Origin of the sequence: Micromonospora sp. DH13, from assembly GCF_020873825.1 — a bacterium.
In the GTDB taxonomy this organism is placed as follows: domain Bacteria; phylum Actinomycetota; class Actinomycetes; order Mycobacteriales; family Micromonosporaceae; genus Micromonospora; species Micromonospora haikouensis.
In genome coordinates, this window is sequence record NZ_JAHWGR010000001.1 from 432,058 (window position 1) to 453,652 (window position 21,595).

At 74.3% G+C, this 21,595-nt stretch carries 24 protein-coding genes, 1 pseudogene and 1 riboswitch; of the genes and pseudogenes, 12 read left to right on the top strand and 13 right to left on the bottom strand.

Annotated elements, in window-relative coordinates:
• Window positions 1-35: 35 nt before the first annotated feature.
• The gene (locus LPA42_RS01910) at window positions 36-383 is read right to left on the bottom strand and encodes a transcriptional regulator (protein WP_077940332.1); all 348 of its coding nucleotides are present in this window, start codon (window positions 381-383) and stop codon (window positions 36-38) included.
• A complete protein-coding gene (locus tag LPA42_RS01915) occupies window positions 380-1,075 on the bottom strand; it encodes a hypothetical protein (RefSeq protein ID WP_077940333.1) in 696 nt (231 codons plus the stop codon). The genes LPA42_RS01910 and LPA42_RS01915 overlap by 4 nt, the downstream gene beginning before the upstream one ends.
• 260 nt (window positions 1,076-1,335) lie before the next feature.
• Here LPA42_RS01915 and LPA42_RS01920 point away from each other — a divergent pair, with 260 nt between their 5' ends.
• The 3 genes and pseudogenes from LPA42_RS01920 (at window position 1,336) to LPA42_RS34325 (ending at window position 3,802) form a co-directional block, all read left to right on the top strand.
• Entirely contained in the window at window positions 1,336-1,911 is a 576-nt protein-coding gene (locus LPA42_RS01920) for a maleylpyruvate isomerase N-terminal domain-containing protein (RefSeq protein WP_077940334.1), read from the top strand.
• Window positions 1,912-2,051: 140 nt separating this feature from the next.
• Window positions 2,052-2,407 (top strand): annotated as a pseudogene (locus LPA42_RS01925) (transposase); the annotation flags it as partial.
• A gap of 198 nt (window positions 2,408-2,605) precedes the next feature.
• Complete coding sequence (locus LPA42_RS34325; RefSeq protein WP_158229515.1) at window positions 2,606-3,802, top strand: WD40 repeat domain-containing protein; 1,197 nt, start codon at window positions 2,606-2,608, stop codon at window positions 3,800-3,802.
• Between the two features lie 103 nt (window positions 3,803-3,905).
• On the opposite strand, the gene LPA42_RS01935 is transcribed toward LPA42_RS34325, so the two are convergent.
• Window positions 3,906-4,409, bottom strand: a complete 504-nt coding sequence (locus LPA42_RS01935; protein ID WP_077940336.1) for an NUDIX domain-containing protein — start codon at window positions 4,407-4,409, stop codon at window positions 3,906-3,908.
• A gap of 133 nt (window positions 4,410-4,542) precedes the next feature.
• A riboswitch (S-adenosyl-L-homocysteine riboswitch) is annotated at window positions 4,543-4,617 on the top strand.
• Between the two features lie 50 nt (window positions 4,618-4,667).
• Here LPA42_RS01935 and LPA42_RS01940 point away from each other — a divergent pair.
• Window positions 4,668-5,738, top strand: a complete 1,071-nt coding sequence (locus LPA42_RS01940) for an adenosine deaminase (RefSeq protein WP_077940337.1) — start codon at window positions 4,668-4,670, stop codon at window positions 5,736-5,738.
• Between the two features lie 63 nt (window positions 5,739-5,801).
• Here LPA42_RS01940 and LPA42_RS01945 read toward each other — a convergent pair whose 3' ends face one another.
• Window positions 5,802-6,416, bottom strand: coding sequence for a TetR/AcrR family transcriptional regulator (locus tag LPA42_RS01945; RefSeq protein ID WP_096761754.1), 615 nt, complete (start codon window positions 6,414-6,416; stop codon window positions 5,802-5,804).
• 75 nt (window positions 6,417-6,491) lie between these two features.
• Between LPA42_RS01945 and LPA42_RS01950 the strand changes: the two genes are divergently transcribed.
• A complete protein-coding gene (locus LPA42_RS01950) occupies window positions 6,492-7,640 on the top strand; it encodes an FAD-dependent monooxygenase (protein WP_077940339.1) in 1,149 nt (382 codons plus the stop codon).
• Window positions 7,641-7,713: 73 nt separating this feature from the next.
• Window positions 7,714-8,880, top strand: coding sequence for an erythromycin esterase family protein (locus tag LPA42_RS01955; protein WP_077940340.1), 1,167 nt, complete (start codon window positions 7,714-7,716; stop codon window positions 8,878-8,880).
• Between the two features lie 9 nt (window positions 8,881-8,889).
• On the opposite strand, the gene LPA42_RS01960 is transcribed toward LPA42_RS01955, so the two are convergent.
• Window positions 8,890-9,387, bottom strand: a complete 498-nt coding sequence (locus LPA42_RS01960) for a DUF1992 domain-containing protein (protein ID WP_077940341.1) — start codon at window positions 9,385-9,387, stop codon at window positions 8,890-8,892.
• A 79-nt stretch (window positions 9,388-9,466) separates the two neighbouring features.
• A complete protein-coding gene (locus LPA42_RS01965; RefSeq protein ID WP_077940342.1) occupies window positions 9,467-9,802 on the bottom strand; it encodes a cupin domain-containing protein in 336 nt (111 codons plus the stop codon).
• A 71-nt stretch (window positions 9,803-9,873) separates the two neighbouring features.
• Between LPA42_RS01965 and LPA42_RS01970 the strand changes: the two genes are divergently transcribed.
• Window positions 9,874-10,815 carry a GlxA family transcriptional regulator gene (locus tag LPA42_RS01970; protein WP_077940343.1) on the top strand — a complete coding sequence of 314 codons (942 nt, stop codon included), beginning with the start codon at window positions 9,874-9,876 and terminating at the stop codon, window positions 10,813-10,815.
• Between the two features lie 16 nt (window positions 10,816-10,831).
• Here LPA42_RS01970 and LPA42_RS01975 read toward each other — a convergent pair whose 3' ends face one another.
• The 3 genes from LPA42_RS01975 to LPA42_RS01985 form a co-directional block, all read right to left on the bottom strand.
• Window positions 10,832-11,407 (bottom strand): GNAT family N-acetyltransferase, encoded by a 576-nt coding sequence (locus tag LPA42_RS01975; RefSeq protein WP_077940344.1) that lies wholly within the window; start codon window positions 11,405-11,407, stop codon window positions 10,832-10,834.
• Between the two features lie 61 nt (window positions 11,408-11,468).
• Window positions 11,469-12,296 carry an SDR family oxidoreductase gene (locus tag LPA42_RS01980; RefSeq protein ID WP_228986262.1) on the bottom strand — a complete coding sequence of 276 codons (828 nt, stop codon included), beginning with the start codon at window positions 12,294-12,296 and terminating at the stop codon, window positions 11,469-11,471.
• Window positions 12,293-13,612, bottom strand: coding sequence for an NAD(P)/FAD-dependent oxidoreductase (locus LPA42_RS01985; protein WP_228986263.1), 1,320 nt, complete (start codon window positions 13,610-13,612; stop codon window positions 12,293-12,295). The genes LPA42_RS01980 and LPA42_RS01985 overlap by 4 nt, the downstream gene beginning before the upstream one ends.
• Before the next feature lie 148 nt (window positions 13,613-13,760).
• Between LPA42_RS01985 and LPA42_RS01990 the strand changes: the two genes are divergently transcribed.
• Window positions 13,761-14,507, top strand: a complete 747-nt coding sequence (locus LPA42_RS01990) for a cyclopropane-fatty-acyl-phospholipid synthase family protein (RefSeq protein WP_077940346.1) — start codon at window positions 13,761-13,763, stop codon at window positions 14,505-14,507.
• Window positions 14,508-14,527: 20 nt separating this feature from the next.
• On the opposite strand, the gene LPA42_RS01995 is transcribed toward LPA42_RS01990, so the two are convergent.
• The gene (locus tag LPA42_RS01995) at window positions 14,528-15,187 is read right to left on the bottom strand and encodes a TetR family transcriptional regulator (RefSeq protein WP_077940352.1); all 660 of its coding nucleotides are present in this window, start codon (window positions 15,185-15,187) and stop codon (window positions 14,528-14,530) included.
• A 79-nt stretch (window positions 15,188-15,266) separates the two neighbouring features.
• On the opposite strand from LPA42_RS01995, the gene LPA42_RS02000 reads away from it, so the two are divergent.
• Window positions 15,267-16,607 (top strand): MFS transporter, encoded by a 1,341-nt coding sequence (locus tag LPA42_RS02000; RefSeq protein ID WP_077940347.1) that lies wholly within the window; start codon window positions 15,267-15,269, stop codon window positions 16,605-16,607.
• A 116-nt stretch (window positions 16,608-16,723) separates the two neighbouring features.
• On the top strand, window positions 16,724-17,869 hold the full coding sequence (locus LPA42_RS02005; RefSeq protein WP_077940348.1) for a hypothetical protein: 1,146 nt from the start codon (window positions 16,724-16,726) through the stop codon (window positions 17,867-17,869).
• Window positions 17,870-17,900: 31 nt separating this feature from the next.
• Here the strand turns inward: LPA42_RS02005 and LPA42_RS02010 are convergent, their stop codons facing one another.
• Window positions 17,901-18,782, bottom strand: coding sequence for a LysR family transcriptional regulator ArgP (locus tag LPA42_RS02010; RefSeq protein WP_077940349.1), 882 nt, complete (start codon window positions 18,780-18,782; stop codon window positions 17,901-17,903).
• A gap of 69 nt (window positions 18,783-18,851) precedes the next feature.
• On the opposite strand from LPA42_RS02010, the gene LPA42_RS02015 reads away from it, so the two are divergent.
• On the top strand, window positions 18,852-19,445 hold the full coding sequence (locus LPA42_RS02015; protein WP_077940350.1) for a LysE/ArgO family amino acid transporter: 594 nt from the start codon (window positions 18,852-18,854) through the stop codon (window positions 19,443-19,445).
• A gap of 331 nt (window positions 19,446-19,776) precedes the next feature.
• On the top strand, window positions 19,777-20,118 hold the full coding sequence (locus LPA42_RS02020) for an RNA polymerase-binding protein RbpA (RefSeq protein ID WP_007070998.1): 342 nt from the start codon (window positions 19,777-19,779) through the stop codon (window positions 20,116-20,118).
• A 63-nt stretch (window positions 20,119-20,181) separates the two neighbouring features.
• Here the strand turns inward: LPA42_RS02020 and LPA42_RS02025 are convergent, their stop codons facing one another.
• Window positions 20,182-20,703: an FxsA family protein gene (locus tag LPA42_RS02025; protein WP_077940351.1), complete on the bottom strand. Its 522-nt coding sequence runs from the start codon at window positions 20,701-20,703 to the stop codon at window positions 20,182-20,184.
• Window positions 20,704-20,764: 61 nt separating this feature from the next.
• Window positions 20,765-21,553, bottom strand: a complete 789-nt coding sequence (locus LPA42_RS02030) for a polyprenol monophosphomannose synthase (RefSeq protein WP_043969651.1) — start codon at window positions 21,551-21,553, stop codon at window positions 20,765-20,767.
• Between the last annotated feature and the right edge of the window lie 42 nt (window positions 21,554-21,595).

Here is a 21,595-nt window from a genome sequence, read left to right on the forward strand (position 1 = left end):
CCGGTCCTGTTCGGGTCAGCCAGCTGACGCTACGGTCAGTTGGTCGTCTCAACGCGGGCGATGAGTTGCTTGAGTCGCGCGATCTCGTCGGCGAGCGCGGTGGCTCCGGCGGCGGTGAGGGTGATCCAGGTACGGCCGCGCCGCCCCTCGTAGCCTTTCTGGATCTCGATCAGGCCGGCCGTTTCCAGCACACTGAGGTGCTTGGAGAGGTTGCCGGCGGTCAGCTCGAGGTGGGTGCGCAGGTAGCCGAACTCGACCCGGTGGGCCTCGTGCGCGATGGTCAGGATGCCCAGCCGTGCCCGCTGGTGCACCACTTCGTCCAGCCCGGTGACCGGGTGCCCCGGGCCCGGGTCCGGGTCCGGGGTGCCGATCGTCGCCGTCACCGCTGCCGCCTGCGGGCTGCTCTGAAGAACCCGGCCGCGCCGAGCAGCAGCAGCGCGCCGCTGACGACTTGCGGTGCCGCGAATCGGGCCTGAATTCCCCAGCCGGCCAGTCCCCAGCCCTCGTTCGTCGGCAGCACCAGCAGCACCAGGGCCAGGTAGGCGAGGGTGAACAGCAGCAGCCCGATGTTGCGCTCGATGCGGGCCAGCACCACCAGCGCGATCCCGATCATGCCCCAGGGCGAGACCAACCGGTCCAGGACCAACCACCAGTACGGCAGCGGCTGGTACGGCAGCGGGTGATGCGGAAAGTACAGGGCTGCGGCTACCCACGCGGCGGTGAACACGACGGTCGTCGCGGCGCCGACGATCGCGTACGGCAACGTCCGGGCACCCAGGCCCCGGGACCGGGCGGCCCGCGAATAGCAGACGGCGATCGCCGTGTAGGCCAGCAGGAGCGCCGAGGGCCAGTAGAACAGCACGCCCCGCCGCGCGAACTCGCAGCTGGTGTCGGGGTGGCAGCGCACCGTCATGGCGAGCCAGTCGAACGGGATTCCGGCGAGCGTCACCGCGCCCAGCACCAGCAGGGCGACCCAGGTCATCCGTTGGTCGAGGCGCACCTGGTGCGCCAGGGAGCGAATGTCGGACAGCAGTCGGCGGGGATCGCCACCGGCAGCAACCGGCTCAGTAGTCATGCCAATAGGTTTCCACAGCAAACCTATTGGCGCTAGTGCCGAGTTCGCGGCTCTTCCGGCAGCGCCGGCACACCCGGCGGCTCGCTGGCCACCGCATCCGTCGACCCGCAGGATGCGTGACGTCGACGCGCACATAACTGTCATTATGGTGCGCTGGTGATTCGCCCCTTTTGTCGCATCAAATTATCGGATTAGTGTTACCGGTAATGCGATAATCGGGGTGGGTTGTCGGCGGGGGCGACGGCTGGCACGGTCGGGGCATGACGGACACGGGTGGGGCCGGCGTGCGCGCCGCGATCGGCGAGATGGGCCGGATCCTCGGGCCGCACGCCGACGCCGACTGGACGGTGCCGGCGGGAACGCTGGAGTGGAGCTGCTGGACAACGGCGGCGCACGTCGCGCACGACCTGCTCGCGTACGCGGGGCAGCTGGCCGGCCGTCCCGCCGACGGCTACCTGCCGTTCGACCTGCGCGTCTCCCCCACCGCGACGCCCGCCCAGGTGCTGACCGTCGTCGCGGCCTGCGGTGGCCTGCTCGCCACCGCCGTCGACGCGGCCGACCCGAACCTGCGGGCCTGGCACTTCGGCCCCTGCGACCCGGCCGGGTTCGCCGCCATGGGCGTGGCGGAGACCCTGCTGCACACCCACGACATCACCCGGGGCCTACGCGTCGACTGGCAGCCGCCCGCCGCGCCCGCCGCCGCCGTGCTGACCCGGCTGTTCCCGGACGCCCCGCCCGGCCCGCCGGCCGAGGTGCTGCTGTGGATGACGGGGCGGGCCGAGTTCGACGGACGGCCCCGCCGCACCTCGTGGACGTGGCAGGCCGCACTGACCTGACCCCACCGGCCGATCAGCCCCCGGGCCCCTCGTCGCCGGCCTGCCACCGACTTGCTAGTGCTCTGACCGCATAGTTCGCCGCGTTGGACGTCATGGCGGTTGGATGTGCGGTGACGTCCGATCCGACCGCTGGAGGAGCGGTGGCCGAGCCTGTCCGTGTGCGCAGACTGACCGACCAGGAAGGGCAGAAACTGCAGCAGATCGTCCGCCGCGGCAGCGCGATTCGGTGCGCTACCGGCGCGCGATGATGCTGCTGGCCTCGGCCGGCGAAAACCGGGTGCCGGTGATCGCCCAGCTGGTACAGGCCGACGAGGGCACCGTCCGCGACGTCATCCACCGGTTCAACGAGATCGGCCTGGCCTGCCTGGACCCTCGGTGGGCGGGAGGCCGTCCCCGCCTGCTCAACCGTGACGACGAGAACTTCGTCGTCCAGACGGCCACCACCCGCCCCACCAAACTCGGCCAGCCCTTCACTCGCTGGTCACTGCGCAAACTCACCGCCTACCGGCCCACCGCAGGCTCCGGCTGGGCCCGCCAGAAAAGCCTCTCAAGAGCGCAGCTTGATCCAACCTGGCGGACGACTGTCCGGCCGCATCACTAGAGTTTCGGCCATGAGAGTGACGACGTTCATATGACCACTTCGGCGACGGATCCGTCGGGGCGGAAGGGGTGGTGGACGGACCTGCGATGGCTGGTGAACGCTGATCCGGAGCGGGTTCTGGGGTTGCTGGCTTCCGATGAGGATTCCGATGCGCGACTGATGGCTGCGGTTTACCGGGCGTCGGTGGACGTACACCGGGACGTGCCACCGTGGGTGCGGAGGCAGCTGCTGGCCCTGGACGCGGCTCGGTACGGGGACCGGGAGTTGTCGGCACAGATTGCCGCCGTGTCAGTGGAGGATGTCGACGCCGAGCCATGGCGGGTGCTGTGGTCCACCGACGCGCAGAGTGACCCGCGCTTCCAGATGAACCCGTCCGGTCACACCGGCGGTGTTGACGCGGTGGTGACAGCCTTCTCGGACGGCCGCCACGTCGTGGTCACCGGCAGCAAGGACCAGACGGTCCGGGTGCGGGACCTTGAGACCGGCCAACCGGTCGGCGGGCCCATGAGCGACCTCAACGGCAGAGTGTGGGCGGTGGCGACGGAGGTCGTGGACGGTCGGCCGTACGTCGTCACGGCCAGCGACTGGGCGGTACTCGCGTGGGACCTGGCCACCCGACAGCAGACGGGCGAGCTGCCGGGGATCAACGGTGAGGTGTGGTGTCTGGGCACGGCTGTCGTCCAGGGGCGACCGTGTGCGCTCGCCAGCGACGACGACCTGTCCGTGCGGGTCTGGGATCTGGCCAGTGGGGAACAGGTCGGCGAACTCACCGGACACGACGACTTCCTGATGGCCATCGACACGCTGGTGATCGATGACAGGCCCCATGCGGTGGGCTGTATGAGCGGCGGCAAGGTCTGGCAGTGGGACCTGACCACCGGACAACCGGTCGGGGAGCCCCTGTCGGGCCACGACGGCGAGGTGTGGGCAGTCGCGACAGCGGTCGTCGACGGCAGAGCACACGCGATCACGGCAGGTTACGACGCCACCGTGCGCGTGTGGGACCTGGTCATGGGACGGGAAGTCGGCAGGCTGGTCGGCCACCAAGGCACCGTGTCCGCGGTGGTGACCGCGGTGATCGGTGGAGAACTCCGGGTCGTCACCGGTGGTTCGGATGGAACGGTGTGCCTGTGGGAGCTGGCCGCCGGGCGGCAGATCGGCCGGGAGCTGGCGTTTCCCGCGCCAGTCCATGCGCTGACCGTGACCCCGGAAGGCTCGCTCGTGGTGGGCTTCGGCGGCGACGTCGCGGTCCTGTCCCTGCATGCCGACCCTGCCTCTACGGGACCGTGAGCCGTTGGTGCGGTGACCGGATGGTTGCTGGTTCCGCCCCGGCGATGAGGACCAGAACACCGCCAGCGGCTGCGCAGCCCGGCGAACCTATGCGGTCAGAGCGCTAGAGGCCCAGTTGGACCGGCTGGTCCGGCGTGCCCGCGGTGAGAAGCGCGGTCAGGGGTGTGGTGAGGTCGCGGGGCGAGAACAGCTCAGGTCCCCGGTAGGCGGCGATCTCCGAGAGCTGCCACCACCGGAACGCGGCCAGGTTCTCCGCCGCGAGTTGGTCGTCGGTCAGCTCACCGCGGGGCTGGAAATGGTTCGTGCGGACGAGGAAGTAGTCGTTGACGACGCCGTCGAAGCCCGGCGCGATGTCGGCGGCCACGACTTCCTGGTGCCAGACGTGCGGCGGTTCGGCGACGATCGCCAGACCGGTCTCCTCCCGCAGTTCACGGCGCAGAGCCGTCAGCCGGTCCTCGCCGGGTTCGACGCCGCCGCCCGGGGCCGCCCAGACGGCCTTCGACTGCTGCGGCACGACCGGGTGGGGAAAGTCGAGCCGGCAGAGCAGGATGCGGTCGTTCTCGTCAAGGACGATCGCGCGGACGGAGGGACGCAGGTGTGGCGTCATGCCGTGTCGGAAGCGGCGACGAGGCGCATGATCGGCATTGGCGCAGGTTATCAACCGCCCGCTTACCCCTCGGTCAGCCCCGGCCCGTCGCGGAGGGTTGTCGTCACCGAGCGCTCTTGCTAGCGTGCCGTTGCGGGTCGAGAGGCGCTGCGACGGATGACCATCCGCCACGCTCGGCCTGTTCCTTGGTCCAAGGGCGCCTCCCGCTGGGAGGCTGCCGTCCCTCCGGCGGATCACTCGCACGGTGAGGGTTGTGCAATGGCAACGGACCTGACTGACTTCATCGCCGGCTTGCCCAAGGTGGAACTGCACGTCCACCACGTCGGGTCGGCGACCCCGCACACCGTGGCTCGGCTGGCCGAACGGCACGCCGGGACCACCGCGGTGCCGGCCGACCCGGCGCTACTGGCCGAGTACTTCACGTTCACCGACTTCGCGCACTTCGTCGAGGTGTACCTGTCGGTGGTGGACCTGATCCGCGACGCCGAGGACCTGGCCACACTCACCTACGACATCGGCGCCGACCTGGCCGCCCAGTCGGTGCGGTACGCCGAGCTGACGCTGACCCCGTACTCGTCGATCGTGCGTGGTGTCCCGGCCGAGGCGTACTGCGAGGCGGTGGAGGACGCCCGGCTGCGGGCCGCCCGTGACCACGGCATCCAGCTGCGCTGGTGCTTCGACATCCCGGGCGAGCCCACGATGACCGGCGCCGACGTCACCCTGGAGGTGGCGCTCAAGCAGCGCCCGGACGGGCTCGTCAGTTTCGGGCTGGGCGGCCCGGAGTCCGGAATCCCCCGCGCCCGCTACGCCGGGCACTTCGCCGCCGCGCGGGCAGCCGGGCTGCGCAGCGTCCCGCACGCCGGTGAGTCGACCGGCCCGCAGACCGTGTGGGATGCCGTACGCCATCTCGGCGCGGAACGCATCGGCCACGGCATCGCCGCCGCCCGCGACCCCGAGTTGATGGCCTACCTGCGCGAGCACGACATCGCCCTGGAGGTGTGCCCGACCTCCAACGCCTGCACCCGCTCTGTGCCGTCGCTGGCCGAGCATCCGCTGCCGCAGTTGGTGGCCGCCGGTGTGCCGGTCACCGTCAACTCCGACGACCCGCCCATGTTCTCCACCACCCTGAACAGGGAGTACCAGGTGGCCGCAGACCTGCTCGACCTCGACGAGCACGGCGTCGCGGAGCTGGCCCGCCAGGCCGTGCGGTACTCGTTCCTCGACGCTGCGGACAAGGCCGCCGTGCTGGCCGAGATCGACGGCTATCTCCAGGTGTTCTCGTCTCGCGAGGCCGCGCCGACCAGCCCGATCGCGGAAGAACACCGGTGACCGCCCCGGCTTTCCCCCTCGGGTACGCACACGTCAACATGCGGGGCCGCTGCCGTCTCCCCGCTAGCGGGCGACCGACAGCCAGGGGCGCAGCGCTGCCGCGGTCACCTCGCGCATGCGCCCCTGGAGCTTGCGCGGATCGTCCAGCGCGCCCGGTTCGTCGAGGAGGACCTGAAGCGCGCCCGTTACCGCGCCGATGAACGCCCCGACCAGGGCACCCGCCTGCACGGCGTCGAGTTCGTCGGGGAATGCCGCCTGAAGGTGGCGGGCGATCTCGCGCTGCGCGTCGAGCTGGAGCTGCAACCCGCGGCCCCGGACGGCCGGAACGGTCTGGATGAGCCGCATCCGCAGCAGCGCGGTGGGGCTCGCCAACTCTGTGCTGTTCTCGTTGGCGTCGCGCAGCGCCCGGACGAGCAGGTCGGCGGGGCGGTCGCCGGGCTTGCGGCTGGCGATCGCGGCGATCGCGGCGACGACGCGCGCGTCGTTCTCGGGGAAGAGCAGTTCCTCCTTGCTGGCGAAGTAGCTGAAGAACGTCCGGGTTCCGATCTCCGCCGCGGCGGCGATGTCTGCGATCGTCGTGCCCTCGTAGCCATGGCGTTCGAAGAGGTCGACCGCCGCGTCGACGATGGCCTGCCGGGTCCGTTCGCGCTTGCGTTCGCGCAGGGAAGGTTCCGCCATGGCCGGCAGCCTACTGCATCCAGTGCCCATCTGCACTGGTTGCATACTTGCACTGAGTGCAGATAGCCTCGTGGCATGACAGACATGAAGACCGTGCTGATCTCCGGCGCCGGCATCGCCGGCCCCACTCTGGCCTACTGGCTGGCCCGTCACGGGTTCCGGCCCACCGTCGTCGAGCGGGCGCAGGGCCTGCGCTCCAGCGGCAGCCCCGTTGACGTGCGCGGGCCCGCCGTCCCGATCGCCGAGGCGATGGGCATCATGCCGAGGCTCCGCGCCGCGGCGACAGACGTGACCGCGCTCACCTTCGTGGACGACAGCGGTCGCCGGGTCGGCGGCATGCGGCTGGGTCAGACACGCGGCGAGGTGGAACTGCCCCGCTTCGACCTCGCGACGCTCCTCCACGAGGCGGCCCGCGATGAGGCGGAGTACCTCTTCACCGACTCGATCGCCACGCTCGCGCAGGACGAAGCTGGCGTCGACGTCACGTTCGAGCAGGCCACGCCGCGCCGGTTCGACCTGGTCGTCGGTGCCGACGGCCTGCACTCGCGCACGCGGCGGCTCGTCTTCGGGGACGAGGGCCGGTTCGTGCGTCACATGGGCCTCTGGATCGCGACCCTTCCCGTCGACGGCCTCGACCTCGCGCCGCACGAGGTGCTGATGCACAACGCGCCCGGCCGCGCTCTCGCGCTACACCCGAACCGCGGGAACGCGGGAGCGGCGTTCATCTTTCGCGGCCTCTGGGAGCCCGGCTTCGACCACCGCGACACCGCCGAGCACAAGCGCCTGCTCACCGCCGCCTACTCCGGCGGCGGCTGGCGGACACCTGAGCTCCTTCAGCGAGTACGCGCAAGCGACGACCTCTACCTCGACTCGGTGAGCCAGGTCCGGCTGGACCGGTGGTCGTCCGGCCGGGTGGCGCTGCTCGGTGACGCGGCCACCTGCGTGTCCCTCTTCGGCGACGGGTCGACCCTGGCGATGGCGGGCGCGGCGACGCTCGCAGAGTCGCTGGCCGCGACGCCCGGCGATGTCGCGGGGGCGCTGCGCCGCTACGAGCAGACCCACCGGAAGCTGGTGGCACCGAAGCAGCGCAACGTCGCGCGGGCCGCGTCGCTCCTCGTGCCCACCACGCGGTTCGGGATCGCGGCCCGCAACGCCGCCACCCGGCTGCTGCCGCTCCGGCGGGCGAGGGCGGTCGGCGAGCAACCGCATCCCCCTCGTTCTTGAAGGTCGACCTCCGACGGGAGCTGCTGCTCTCGGAGAAAGTTCACACCGTTCGTTCAACGATACCGTTGAGGGAATGACTGTCCGGAACATCGCACGGAAACTCGACGGGGCCGCCATCTCGGCCTTCCTGCGTTCCCTTCCCGCCCGGCCTGCGCTGCTCGGGCTCGGCGAGGCCCGACACTTCGTGGGGGAGCTGGGCGCGTTGCGCAACGAGGTCTTCCGCCACCTCGTCGAACACGAGGGCTACCGGTCGTTCGCCATCGAAAGTGACTGCCTGATGGGCCTGGTGGTGGACGACCACATCGCGACCGGCGCCGGTGACCTCGACGACGTCATGGCGCGCGGCTTCAGCCACGGCTTCGGCGCGTCGGCGGCCAACCGGGACCTCGTGCGCTGGATGCGCACCTACAACGAGGCCCACGACGATAAGCTGCGGTTCTTCGGGATCGACGGCCCCCTGGAATACTGGGCGGCCAGCCCGCGTCAGGCGCTCACCGCGCTGCACGGCCTCCTCGACGGCCCGCTGCCCTGCACCCGGGAAACCCTCGATGCGCTGCTCGGCCCCGACGAGCGGTGGTCGAACGAGGCCACCGTCATGGACCCGTCCCAGTCGATCGGCCGGTCCGCCGACGCCCAGCGGCTGCGGGTGATCGCCGACGACCTGCTGGCGCTGCTCGACACGCAGCTGCCGCAGCTGTGCGTGCGCGACCGGGAGCGGGCGGAACTGTACGGGCGTACCGCCGTCGGTCTGCTCCGCTACCACCATGCGATGGCCGACACCGCCGCGGACCGGATCTCCCGGCTGTCGGGGCTGCGGGACGCGATGATGGCCGCGAACCTGCATGCTGTCGCCGCGCACGGCCCGGCGCTGGTCTTCGCTCACAACCTGCACCTGCAGCGCCACCACAGCCGCATGTCGCTGGGCGACCTGGAGGTGCGGATGTGGAGCGCGGGAGCCATCACCGCGGCCCGCCTCGGCGACCGGTACGCCTTTCTCGCCTCGGCCTTCGGCGCGATCGGTGGCGACGCCCCGGCTGCGGACACCGCCGAGGGCATCCTGGCCGCCCTGCCGTGGGACGCTTGCGTGGTCGACGGCCGCCGCCTGGCCCGGGCGGTGACCGCAGCCGCCCCGCGGGTCTCCCGGGACTTCGCCTACTTCCCGCTGGACCCGACCCAGCTCGACACGATCGACGGCATCGTCTTCGTCAGAGAGGCCGTCGATCTGGGTGCCCCCGGCTAGCAGCAGGCGTCAGGGCCGCCGCGGTCGCCGCGGTCCCCGCCACGGCCACTGCCACCGGCGGCGGGGACCGTGCTGCGGCCCAGGTGCCGACCGCGCCGCCGCCACCGCCTCCGCGTGGGCCCGTTCCCGGGCGGCGCGCCACCCGGCCACCACCTCGTCGGCGTTGGCGGGACGCACGACGACCTGCGGGCCGGTCGGGTTGCGCAGCCAGGCGACGACCTCCCGGTTGAGATCGGCGACGTACGCCCGCACGGCCGCCTCGGTGGGCAGGTCCCGCACCTCGTCGGGCACCCGTTCGATCCTGCGGCGCAGCAGCAGCGGCGTGGGCAGCAGCAGGTCGCTGGGCAGCTTCTCGCGCTCCAGGAAACTCTTGATCCACCACGACTCGTCGTAGGGCGTGCCCCGGCCCGGCAGTGGTTTGCCCGCCCCGGGCAGGTTGTCGAACTCGCCGCGTTCCTGGGCGGTGCGGATCTGCGCCTCGGCTGCGGCCTCCCACCTGTCGCTCACCCCGGCACCTCCCGGATCCACGGTACCCGCCCGGCCGTGCCAGCGACGGGGACGTGGTGATCACCATCCGGTGCCGGTCCTAGCCCGCCGGGTAGAAGAGAAACAGCCTGCAACCGGTGACGGTCGAGGGCACGTGCCACGACCCGGCCGGGGCGTGCAGGAACGTCCCCGCCGGGTAGTCGCGTGCCCCGTCGTGGAACGTGCCGTCGAGCACGTACACCTCTTCGGGGCCGGGCGCGTGGACGTCGCGGCGCGGCCACGACGAGCCGGGGTCCATCTCGAGCACGGCGGCCTGCGCGCCGTGTGGTCCCCGCCACAGCGGACGCAGCCGGATGCCGGGGAAGAGTTCGCGGACGGGGGCCGACTCGACGCGTACGGCGGCGTAGCCCTCCTGGGTCAGGATCTCTGGATGCATGCCCTCCACGGTGCCGCCGGCGCGCCCCGCACGACAGCGGCGACGAGGACACCGTGGGGTACTTTCTCGCCATGCATCGCGTGGTCGCCCTGGTACGACCGGTGCAGTCGACGTTCGCGCTGGGCTGCGCCGCCGAGGTCTTCGGCACGGTGCCCCCTGGCACGCCCCGCCACTACGAGTTCGGGGTGTGCACGGAGCGGCCCGGGCAGGTGCCCACGTCAGCCGGGTACGCGCTGTCGGTGTCGCGGGATCTTTCGGCTCTCGACTCCGCGGACACCGTGGTGATCCCGGGCTGGGCGCCGGTGGAGGCGCCGCTGTCGGCGCGGGTGCGCCGGGCGCTGCTGCGGGCCCACGCCCGGGGGGCGCGACTCGTCACGATCTGCGGCGGCGTGTTCGCGCTGGCCCGCACCGGCCTGCTGGACGGCCGCTCGGCCACGACGCACTGGGCACGCGCCGAGCAGCTGCGGCAGGAGTTCCCCCGGGTGCGCGTGGAGGCGGAGGTGCTCTACGTCGATCACGGCGACGTGGCCACGAGCGCCGGCGCCGGCGCGGGCATCGACCTGTGCCTGCACCTTGTCGGGAAGGACCACGGTGTCGGGCACGCGGCGCTTGTCGCGCGGTACATGGTGATGCCGCCGCACCGCGACGGCGGCCAGACACAGCACGTGCTGGCCGCGCCGGCCACGGACAGCCTGGACGGGCTCCTGGAGTGGGCCGAGGCGCGCCTGGGAACGTCGTTGTCGGTGGGCGACCTGGCAGCGTATCTGCACGTCTCGCCCCGGACGCTGGCCCGGCGGTTCGCCGAGCAGCTCGACACGAGCCCGGGCGCGTGGCTGCTGGCTCGCCGGGTGGCGCGGGCACGCACCCTGCTGGAGGAGACGGACCTGCCGGTGGAGGCCGTCGCGGCCCGCGTCGGCCTCGCCTCGGCGGCGAATCTGCGCCGTCGCTTCCGCGTTCGGGTGGGCACGACTCCGGGCGCCTACCGGCGGGCGTTGCGGGCCTGCGCGACCTGACGCCGCCCGCTGCCGCTCACCCTCGGTCTCCGCCGGGGTGCGGGGCGGCGTGGCGGGCGTGGCGGTGCCCGTCGCGGGGGAACGGCGCCCGGGCGGGAAGTGTCTCCTGGAACGGGTAGCCGGCCTTCTCGGCGACCCGGCAGGAGGCGGTGTTGTCGACCTGGTGCAGCAGGTCCAGGCGGGTCAGGCCGGTCGCGGTGAACCGGGTGAACGCCCAGTCGGTGACCGCCTGCACGGCGCGCGGCGCGACGCCGCGCCCGCGGGCCCAGGCGGCCGTCCAGTAGCCGACCTCGGCGTGTGGACGCCCGGGCAGGACGTCCTTGAGCACGACCGTGGCGACGAGGCGGTCGCCGCCGTCGCGGCGGGGCTCGCGTACGGCGAAGGCGAACCGGCGGCCGGCGGCCCAGCCCTGCCGGCTGCGGACCATCCACCGGTGGGCGGCGCGGGCGTCGTCGACCGGATGCCGGGTCCACTGGCGCAGCACCGGGTCGCGGTAGACCTCGATCAGTTCGGGGATGTCGCCGTCGCGCCAGGGGCGCAGCTCCAGCTCGGGATGGTGGGGGGTCGCGGGGGCCCGCAGGAGCACCGACATCCCCGTAGTGTCGCCCATCGCCGCCGCCGGTGCCGGCCCGCGAGCGGCGCGGGGCCCGCGTTCAGGGGGTCCCGGGGTGGCGGTGGCGGCGCACGAGGCCGGCGGCCAGGGGCGCGGCGTCGAGGTCACCGGCGGCGATGCGCCCGGCGACGGTACGCCGCACGAGGCGGTCGGCCAGGGCGGGCGCGTGCCGGGCGACGGCCAGTTCGAGGCGGCCCCGGGCGGTGGTGGCCACGTCACGCGGGGCGCGGCGGGCGGCGGCGGCGCGCAGGATCGCCGCGACGACGCCCTCGACGGGTTCGGGCCGGGACACCCCGGTCAGGGAGAGCCCGGCGCGGGCGGTGCTGTCGTGGATGGGTGAGGCGACCATGCTGGGGTAGACGACGGTGACGCCGACGTGGGTGCCGACCTCCAGGCGCAAGGCGTCGGCGTACGCGACGAGGGCGCGTTTGCTGACCCCGTACGCGGCGGCCAGGGGCAGCGGCAGCACCGCCATCCGGCTGGCCACGAAGATCACCCGGCCGCGGTCGGGGACGAGGGCGGGCAGGGCGGCGGCGGTGGTGCGCCAGGCGGCGAGCAGGTTCACCTCGATCTGCTGGCGCACGGTGTCGTCGGGGGGCAGCTCGGCGGGGGCGGGGCCGCCGACGCCGGCGTTGTTGACCAGCAGGTCGAGGCCGCCGAGCCGGTCGACGGCGGCGGTCACGGCGGTGGCGGTGGCGGCCGGGTCGGTCAGGTCGACGCCGAGCACGGGGGCGTCGGGGTCGTCGTGGGCGTGCAGGTCGAGGCCGACGACGCGGGCGCCGGCGGCGTGCAGGGCGGCGCACAGGTGCCGGCCGAAGGTGCCGCGCGCGCCGGTGACGAGGGCCCGGCGGCCGGTCAGGGCGCTCACGTCGCGTCCCGGGCGGCGCGGCGGGTGCCGGCGGCGAGTTCGCGGCCCAGCTGCGCCAGGTACGTGTCGAAGTCGACGCGCATCGCCGGGCGGCGGTCTCCCCAGCGGGCGGTGGCGGCGCGCAGTTCGGCACGGCATGCGGCGCGTTGGGCCGCCGGGGCCGGCGGAGCGTACCGGCCGGCGAGGCGGGCGGCGACGAGGCGGGCCTGCGCCTCCAGCAGGGGGAACGCGGCTCCGGTGGACTGCATCAGCCCGACGAAGGCCAGCCCGGGGGCGTCGAGGTGGAACACGTGCCGGTACAGCGGCAGGGTGTCGGGGCCGGCACCGAGCAGCGCGGGGTCGAGGAACGGCACCTCGACGCGGTAGCCGGTGCACCAGACGACCAGGTCGACGGCGTCGACGCGGCCGTCGGTGAACTCGACCTGGTCGCCGTGGAACGCGGCGATGCCGGGGCGGGCCTCGATCTCGCCGTGGGCCAGCCGCGACAGCAGCCCGTCGGAGAGGGTGGGATGGTCCTGGAGGAAGCCGTGGGTGGGTGCGGGCAGCCCGTAGCGGGTGGGCGGGCCGACGGTGGCGGTGAGCAGGGTCTGGCTGATGCGCTGCCGCAGCCGCCAGGGCAGCCGCCGCGCGAGCGCCCCGTTGAGGGTGTCCGAGGGGCGGCCGAGCAGGTGCTTGGGCACCACCCACACGCCGCGGCGCAGCGACAGCAGCGTACGCCGGGCGGTGTGGGAGGCGTCCACGGCGATGTCCATGGCGGAGTTGCCGCCGCCGACGACGAGGACCCGCCGGCCGGCGAGCTGCTCGGGGCCGCGGTAGGCGTGGCTGTGGAGCTGTTCGGCGGTGCAGTCGCCGGCGGGCGGGGGCGCAGGTGGGCGGGGCACCCGGTTGTGGCCGTTGGCGACGACGACGGCGGCGACGGTGACGTCGCTGGTGCCGTGGGGGCCGGTGGTCCGCACGGTCCACCGGTCGTCGGGGCCGCGGGTGACCCCGACGACGGTGTGCCGCAGCCGGACGGCGTCGAGGAGACCGAAGCGGTGGGCGTAGTCGCGCAGGTAGCCGGCGACGCGGGTGTGGTCGGGGTAGTCGGGCCAGTCGGCGGGCATGGGGTGGTCGGCGAACTGGGTGCGGGTCCGGCTGGTGTTCAGGTGCAGGGTGCGGTAGGCGGGCGAGTCGGGTGCCCCGTGCACCCACAGGCCGCCGACGGTGTCGGTGGCCTCGAAGGCCACGGCCGGCACGCCGGCGTCGGCGAGGGCTTTGAGGGTGGCCAGGCCGGCGGCGCCGGCGCCGATCACCGCGACCCGTGGGGGTTGCCCCATGTCGTCGTCCTCCCCCACGTTAATCCAACACTCGATGGATAATGCGGGGGGTGGTGGCCCGGCGTCAAGGCGTCCGGCCCGTAATGCGGTCGACGGCGCCGCGCGCCGCGGTTACCTTACGGACCTCACGTCCCGGGAAGGTGTTTCGGTGGACCTGCCACGCAGCTTTGTCATCCGCGAACGCGACCACCGCATCCACAACCCCTTCACCGCCGGGAAACTCGCCACCCTCGGCCGGGCCCTGCGCCTGCGGCCGGGCACGACCCTGCTCGACCTGGCCTGCGGCAGCGGCGAGATGCTCTGCCAGTGGAGCCGCGCGCACGGCGTGACCGGCACCGGGGTCGACATCAGCACCGTCTTCGTCGACGCCGCCCGGGCCCGCGCGGTCGAGCTGGGCGTCGCCGGGCGGGTGGCGTTCGTGCACGGCGACGCCGCCACGTACACCGCCGAGGTCGAGGTCGACGTCGCCGCGTGTGTCGGGGCGACCTGGATCGGCGGCGGCGTCGCGGGCACCATCGGGCTGCTCGAACGCGCCCTGCGCCCCGGCGGCCTGCTGCTGATCGGCGAGCCGTTCTGGCGGGTCGACCCGCCCGATGAGGCGACGGTGACGGCCTGCCACGCCACGGCCCGGGAAGACTTCCACGACCTGCCGGGCCTGGTCACCCTGTTCGGCAGCCTCGGCTTCGACCTGGTGGAGATGGTCCTGGCCGACGAGGACAGCTGGGACCGGTACGTCGCCGCGCAGTGGTTGTCGGTGCGCCGCTGGCTCGACGCCCACCCCGACGACGAACTGGCCGGCGAGCTGCGCGCCGAACTCGACACCGCGCCGCTGCGCTACGTCCGCTACCAGCGACCCCACCTGGGGTGGGGGGTGTTCGCGCTGATGCGGCGCTGACGCCCGCCGGCCGGTGCGCGTCAGGCGTGTGCGCCCGGCTGCCCGCCGGCCCAGTAGAGGCCGTCGAGGAACCGGTGCACGAAGGCGCGGAACTCCTGGCGTTCCCGCTGCGCCGAGGCCGCGTCGGCGGCCAGCGCCACCACGTGCGCGTGCACGGCCCAGACCAGGCTGCGCACCGTGATGTGCGGGGTGGGTTCGACCAGCGCCCCGGCGGCGGCCGCCGCCCGCAGCAGCTGCTCCACCAGCTCGTACAGCGGCGCGGAGTACCGCTCGTCGAGGTCGGCGTGCCGGTGCGGCTCCAGCCAGCGGCGCAGCCACAGGGCGGTGGTCTGCGGGTGCTCCTGTAGGAAGTCGACGAACACGTCGACCAGGTCGTGCAGCGCCCCCCGGGCCGCGGCGGGCCCGGTGTCGAGGGCGTCGTGGGCCGCCCGCGTCGCGGCCTGCAGGGCGTCGCGTTCGGCGACGAACACCCGGGCGAAGCAGGCGTCGTAGAGCTGCGCCTTCGTACCCGTGTGGTGGGAGACCGTGGCGACGTCGACGCCGGCGGCGGCGGCGACCTGCCGCAGCCCGACGGCGTCGAAGCCCCGGGCGGCGAACAGCGCGGTGGCGGCGGTCAGCACCACCTCGCGGGTGTCCCGGCTCTCGGAACGCCGGGGTCGGCCGGGACGCCGTCGGGGCATGGTCATGGGCGCCATTGTCCCCCTACAATCCAGCAACCGTTGGATTTGCGGGCGGCGTGCCGCCGAAAGGACACCCACGATGACCCAGCCGGCCCCCGCGCCCCCGACGGACCTGCCGCGCGGCCCCCTGCTCGGCTTCGCCGCCGGCTCCCTCGGCATGGGCGTGTGGGTCACCGTACCCGGGCTGCTGCTGCTGTACTTCCTCACCGACGTGCTCGCCGTGGCGCCGTGGCTGGCCGGTCTGGCGCTGCTGGCCCCGAAGGTCGTCGACGTGCTGGTCCACCCGTGGGTCGGCCACCGCAGCGACGCCGAGTCGGCCCGCCGCGGCGACCGGCGGCGGCTGCTGCTGGCCGGCTGCGCGCTGCCCGCGGCGTTCGCCGCGCTGTTCGCGGTGCCCGGCGGTCTCACCGGCGTGGGCGCGGCGGCGTGGGTCGCGGCCTGGTTCGTCGCCGGGAACCTGCTGTTCGCCGCCTACCAGGTGCCCTACCTGGCGACCCCGGCGGACCTGCGGATCGGCTACCACGAGCGGACCCGGCTGATGGCGTTCCGGATGGTGGTGCTCACCGCCGGGATCCTGGCCTCCGGGCTGCTCGCGCCGCTGCTGACCGGCGGCGACGCCGCGACCCGCGGCGGCTACCAGCGGATGGGCCTGCTGCTGGGCGGCGGTGCCCTGGCCGCCATGCTGGTCGGGGTCGCCGGCATCGGCCGGCTACGCCGGACCGCCGGCACCACCGCGCAGCGCCACGCACCGGGCGGCTGGCGGGCGCTGACGGCGGCGCTGCGCGACGGACAGTTCCGCTGGCTGGTCGCGGCCTACCTGGCCATGTCGACCACGACGCACCTGGTGCTGGCCGGGGTGCCGTACTACGCCGAGTACGAGCTGGGCCGGCCCGCGCTGACCACGGTGCTCGTCGCCGCGTTCGTGGCGCCGGCGCTGCTGGTCACCCCGGGCTGGCTGGCCGTGGCCCGCCGCGCCGGCAAGCAGCGGGCCCTGCTCGTCGCGCAGGGCGCGTTCGCGGCCGGGTCGCTCGTCCTCGCCGTGGGCGCCCCCGCCGGCCTGCCCGTCCTGGTCGCGGCGGTGACGGTGCTCGGGATCGCGTTCGCCGGCATGCAGCTGCTGCCGTTCGCGATGATGCCCGACGTCGTCCGCGCCGCCGGCACCACCGGCGCGGGCACCTACACCGGGGTGTGGACGGCCACCGAGGCCACCGGCGCGGCGCTGGGCCCCTACGCGTACGCGGTGTGCCTGACCGCGGGCGGGTTCGTCGCCTCGACCGGCGGCCAGGTGATCGACCAGCCGGACACGGCGGGGGCGGCGATCCGCTACGGCTTCGGGTTGCTGCCGGCGGCGCTGATGCTCGCCGCGGTGCTGCTGCAACGCCGCTACACCCTCGACGGCGCCGCCCGCTCCGCCGGCTGACGCGCAAGCAGGGGCCCCTTGTTATCGCCTCCGGTAGCGCAAGGGCCCCTTGTTAACCACCTGCCGCCGCAGGCACGGCCGGGCCGGGTGGCCACCGTCGCTAGACTTCCGCCTCGATGGACGACCAGCCCTCCCCCACCGCCGACACCCGCCCCTGCGCCCACTGTGGGCGCGACGTGCCGCAACGGGCCGGCGCGGGCCGGCCGTTCCGCTACTGCCGCGACAACGACGGCGCCTGCCAGCGGGCCTCGCGCAACAGCCGGATGCGGCACCGCAACGCCCCCGGCCTGCCCGGTCAGGTGGCCCGCACGTGGGAGGCGGTGGACCGCCTCGACCAGATCGTGCAGACCCTCACCGAGGCGCTGCACGACGAACTGTCCCCGGCGGGGGTGCAGCGGCAGCTGGCGCAGCTGCGCGCGGAGACCGCCGCGGAACTCGCCCAGGCCCACACCGAACGCGACGACGCCCGCCGCGACGCCCAGGACGCGGCGGCAGCCGCGGCCCGCGCCGGCCAGCAGGCCCGCACGGCCGCCGCCGAACGCGACGCCGCCGTCGCCCGCGCCGACGCGGCGCAGGCCGACGCGGCCGCCGACCGGCAGCGGGCCGAGCAGGCCGAGACGGCCCGCGACGACGCCCGCCGCGACGCGGGCGCGGCGCAGGCGCTGCGGGTGCAGGCCGAGCGGGACCGCGACGCGGCCCGCCACGAGCTGCGCACGATGCGCGGCGAACGCGACGCGCAGCGGCAACGCGCCGCCGACCTGACCACCGAACGCGACGCCGCCCTGCAGGCCGCGCGCCGCGACGCCGAGGCCGCGGCGCAGGCCCGCCAGCGGGCCGAGCAGGCCGACGCGCAGGCGCAGCAGGCCCTCGCCGACGCCCGCACCGCCGCGGCGGGCGCCGACGCCGCCCGCGCCGACGCGCAGCGGGCCCGCGAGCAGGCCGACCGGCTGCGCGCCGACACCGCCGACGCCCGCCGCGACGCCGAGGCCGCCCGGGCACAGGCGCAGGCCGCCCGCCAGGAGGCGGCGGCGCTGGCGGCGCGGCTGGCCGAGGCCACCGCCGCCCACGACACGGCCGCCGCCCAGGCGGCGGCCGCGCGGGAGGCCGCCGCCGCCGTCGAGGGCCGCCTCGGCGAGCTGGAGGTACGGCTACGCGCGGCCGAGGCCGAACGCGACGCCGCGCTGCGCCGCTCGGCGCAACTGGTCGACCAGGTCAGCGACCTCGCCACCGCGCTGGCCCGGCTGGGCGCCCCGCCGCGCTGACGGTACCCTGCGGCGGGCCGCCGGTGGCGGGTCAGCGCAGCGCGGTGGCGGCGGCGGTCCGCACCGCGGCGGTCAGCGCGCTCAGCGCCGCCGACTCCAGCCGCCAGCACTGCCAGTACAACGGCACGTCCAGGTGCCGGCCGCCGGCCAGCGCGACGAGCCGACCGGCGGGGACGTCGACGTCGGCGACGGCCTCGGGCACCAGGCCCCAGCCGAGGCCGAGGCGGATCGCCTCGGTGAAGCTCGCCGACGCCGGCACGTACGACGTCGGGGGGTCGACGGGCCCGGCGGCGACCGCGCGGGCGAAGCGGTGCTGCAGGGTGTCCTTGCGGTTGAAGCAGACCATCGGCGCGGCGGCGAACGCCTCGCCGGGGTCCCGCCCGGCGAACCACGCCGAGGCCACGGCGGGCGCGGCGACGGCGACGTAGCGCATCGCGCCGAGGCGCTGCACCCGGCAGCCCTGCACGGCGACGCGTTCGGCGGTCACCGCCGCCATCACGGTGCCGTCGCGCAGCAGGTCGGCGGTGTGCCCCTCGTCGTCGGTGTGCACCTCGAACGCGACGTCGGGCACGGCGGCCAGGACCGGCAGGAACCAGCCGGCCAGGGAGTCGGCGTTGACGACGACGGCCACCCGGGTGCGCGCGTGCGCGCCGAGCCCACCCCGGGCGGCGGCGAGGGCCTCGTGTTCCAGCAGCGCCACCTGACCGCCCAGGCGCACCAGGGGCCGCCCGGCGGCCGTCGGCACGCACGGCCGGCCCCGGCGCACCAGCACCTGACCGACGGCCTGCTCCAACGCCTTGACGCGTTGGCTGACCGCGGACGGGGTGACGTGCAGGACCCGCGCCGCCGCGTCGAAGCTGCCCTGCTCGACGACCGCCTGGAACGTCGCGAGCTGCACCGGGTCGAGGGCCATAAGCGATGCTAACGGTACTGAAGAATCCTTAGCTGGAGTGTGGCCGCGCATCGCCCTACGGTCGCTGCCATGGGTTCCGTGCTGGCCGGGTTCGGCTTCTCCCTCGCGTTGATCGTCGCCATCGGCGCGCAGAACGCCTTCGTGCTGCGCCAGGGGCTGCGCCGCGAACACGTCGGTGCGGTCGTGGCGGTCTGCGCGGCCGCCGACGCCGCGCTGATGGGCGCCGGCATCGCCGGCCTGGGCGCGGTCCTCACCGACGCGCCGGCGGTGGTGACGGTGGCCCGGTGGGGCGGCGCGGTGTTCCTGTGCGGGTACGCGCTGCTGGCGGCCCGCCGCGTCCTGCGCCCCACCGCCCTCACCCCGACCGACCGTCCGCCGGCCACGCTGCGCGCGACGCTGCTGACCTGCCTGGCGTTCACGTTCCTCAACCCGCACGTCTACCTCGACACGGTGGTGCTGCTCGGCACGGTCGCCCACCACGACCCGAACCGGTGGGCGTTCGGCGCCGGCGCGGCGACGGCGAGCCTGCTGTGGTTCACCGGCCTGGGTGTCGGCGCCCGCCGGCTGGCCCCGCTGCTGGCCCGCCCGACGGCGTGGCGGTTCGTGGACGCGGCGATCGCCGCGGTCATGGTCGTTGTGGCGGTGTCGCTGGTCACCGGCTGAACCGCACCGCCAGCGCGCCCGCGCCCGTGGTGCGCGTCGACCGGTGGCCAGCGGCATCCCGGCGGCGTGGCCGGCGCGTCACCGGGCGTCGCCGCCCGCGCCGGCGCGGGAGTGGGTAGCATGCCCGGTGAGCCGCCGAACACCTCCACCGATTCGCCCGGCCGGGACGACCCCGCCGGGCAGCTGGCGTGGCCGGCTACCCTTGCAGGGGCGGCGGGGCTCGCCGCGTCCCGCCCGCACGGCGGGGTGCGGCCCGGCGGGGCGGGAATGACCCGGCCGACAGACACCGTTGGACCTGAAGACCAGCACCACGAACGAGGGGAAGTCGATCATGGGCGAGCGTATGCTGCGCGGAAGCCGTCTGGGCGCGGTCAGCTACGAATCCGACCGCAACACGGAGCTCGCGCCGCGTCAGACCCGCGAGTACCTCTGCGCCAAGGGCCACCAGTTCGAGGTGCCGTTCGCCGTCGACGCCGAGGTCCCCACGACCTGGGAATGCAAGTTCGACGGCAGCGTCGCCCGCCTGGTCGACGGCACCGAGCCGGAGCAGAAGAAGGCCAAGCCGCCGCGCACCCACTGGGACATGCTGCTGGAGCGCCGCTCCATCGCCGAGCTGGAGGACATCCTCGCCGAACGGCTCCAGGAGGTCCGCACCCGCCGGGGCCGCGCCTGACCCCACACCCACGACGACGCCCCCGCAGGGATCATCCTTGCGGGGGCGTTTCGCGTGGCCGCTCTACCGTTCGACGATCTCGCCCTCGATGGCCCGGCCACCGTCGACCACCGTCGACGCCGGCTCCTGCGGCTCCGGCTGCGCGGACGGCGCCGCGTCGCCACGGCGCACCCGCACCCGACGCGGCCCGAACAGGTCACCGGCCACCATCGACGACACCCGCCGCTCCGTGGCCCGCCGCACCCCCGCACCCGCCAGCCGCCGCACCGGCGGCACCAGCAGCAGCAGCCCCACCACACCGGAAACCAGACCCGGCACCGCCAGCAGCAACGCCCCCAGTAACCCCACCAGCCCGTCGGTGACCTGCGGGCCCGGCGGCGCGCCCGCTTGCGCGGCAGCGCGGAACCCCCGCCACGCCCGCATGCCCTCCCGGCGCAACAACACCAACCCCAGCAGCGACGCCGCGAACACCAGCAGCACCGCCGAGCCGAACCCGACCGCCCGGCCGACACCCACGAACACCGCCAGCTCCGCCACCACGGCCGCCAGCGCGGCCACCGGCACGAACCTCAGTCCTCGGCGCATCTCACCCCATCGCCTGCGTCGCGTCCCACCACCTGCCGCAGCAAGCATGACACGCCGCCGCTCACGGCCACCGCACCTGACCGTCACCGGTGCCGTGCAGACCCCGCCGCCACGCCGTCCGCCGATCCTGCACCGCCCACACACTGACCCGCCACAACGCCTCCGCCACGATCAACCCGCTCATCTTGCTCGCCCCCCGCTGACGCTCCGCGAACGTGATCGGCACCTCCACGATCCGCGCCCCCGCCCGATGCGCCAGCCGCGACAACTCCACCTGGAACGAATACCCCTGCGAACACACCGACCCCAGGTCCACCGCGTCCAACACCGCCAACCGGTACACCCGGTATCCGCCCGTCGCGTCCGTCACCGGCATCCCCAACGCCATCCGCGCATACAGGTTCCCGCACCGCGACAGCAGCAGCCGCCGCAGCGGCCACCCCACCACCCGTGCGCCCCGGCACCACCGCGACCCGATCACCACGTCCGCGTCGGCCGCCGCGGCCAACAACCTCGGCAGGTCCTCCGGCGCGTGGGAACCGTCGGCGTCCATCTCCACCACCGCGTCGTAGCCGCGTTCCCGCGCCCACGCGAACCCCGCCAGATACGCCGCGCCGAGCCCCTCCTTACCGGCCCGGTGCAGCACGTGCACCCGCCCGTCGCAGGCCGCCAGGGCATCCGCGAGGACCCCCGTGCCGTCGGGGCTGGCGTCGTCGGCGACCAACACGTCCACCTCGGGCGCGGCGGCCCGCACCCGCGCCACGATCGACGTCACGTTGTCGGCCTCGTTGTAGGTGGGGATGACCACCAGCACCCGCCGCAGCGGCGCCCGGCCCGCCCGCGCTCGCACGCCCACCGCTGCACCCACCGTTCCCCCCGCCCCGGGCGCCCG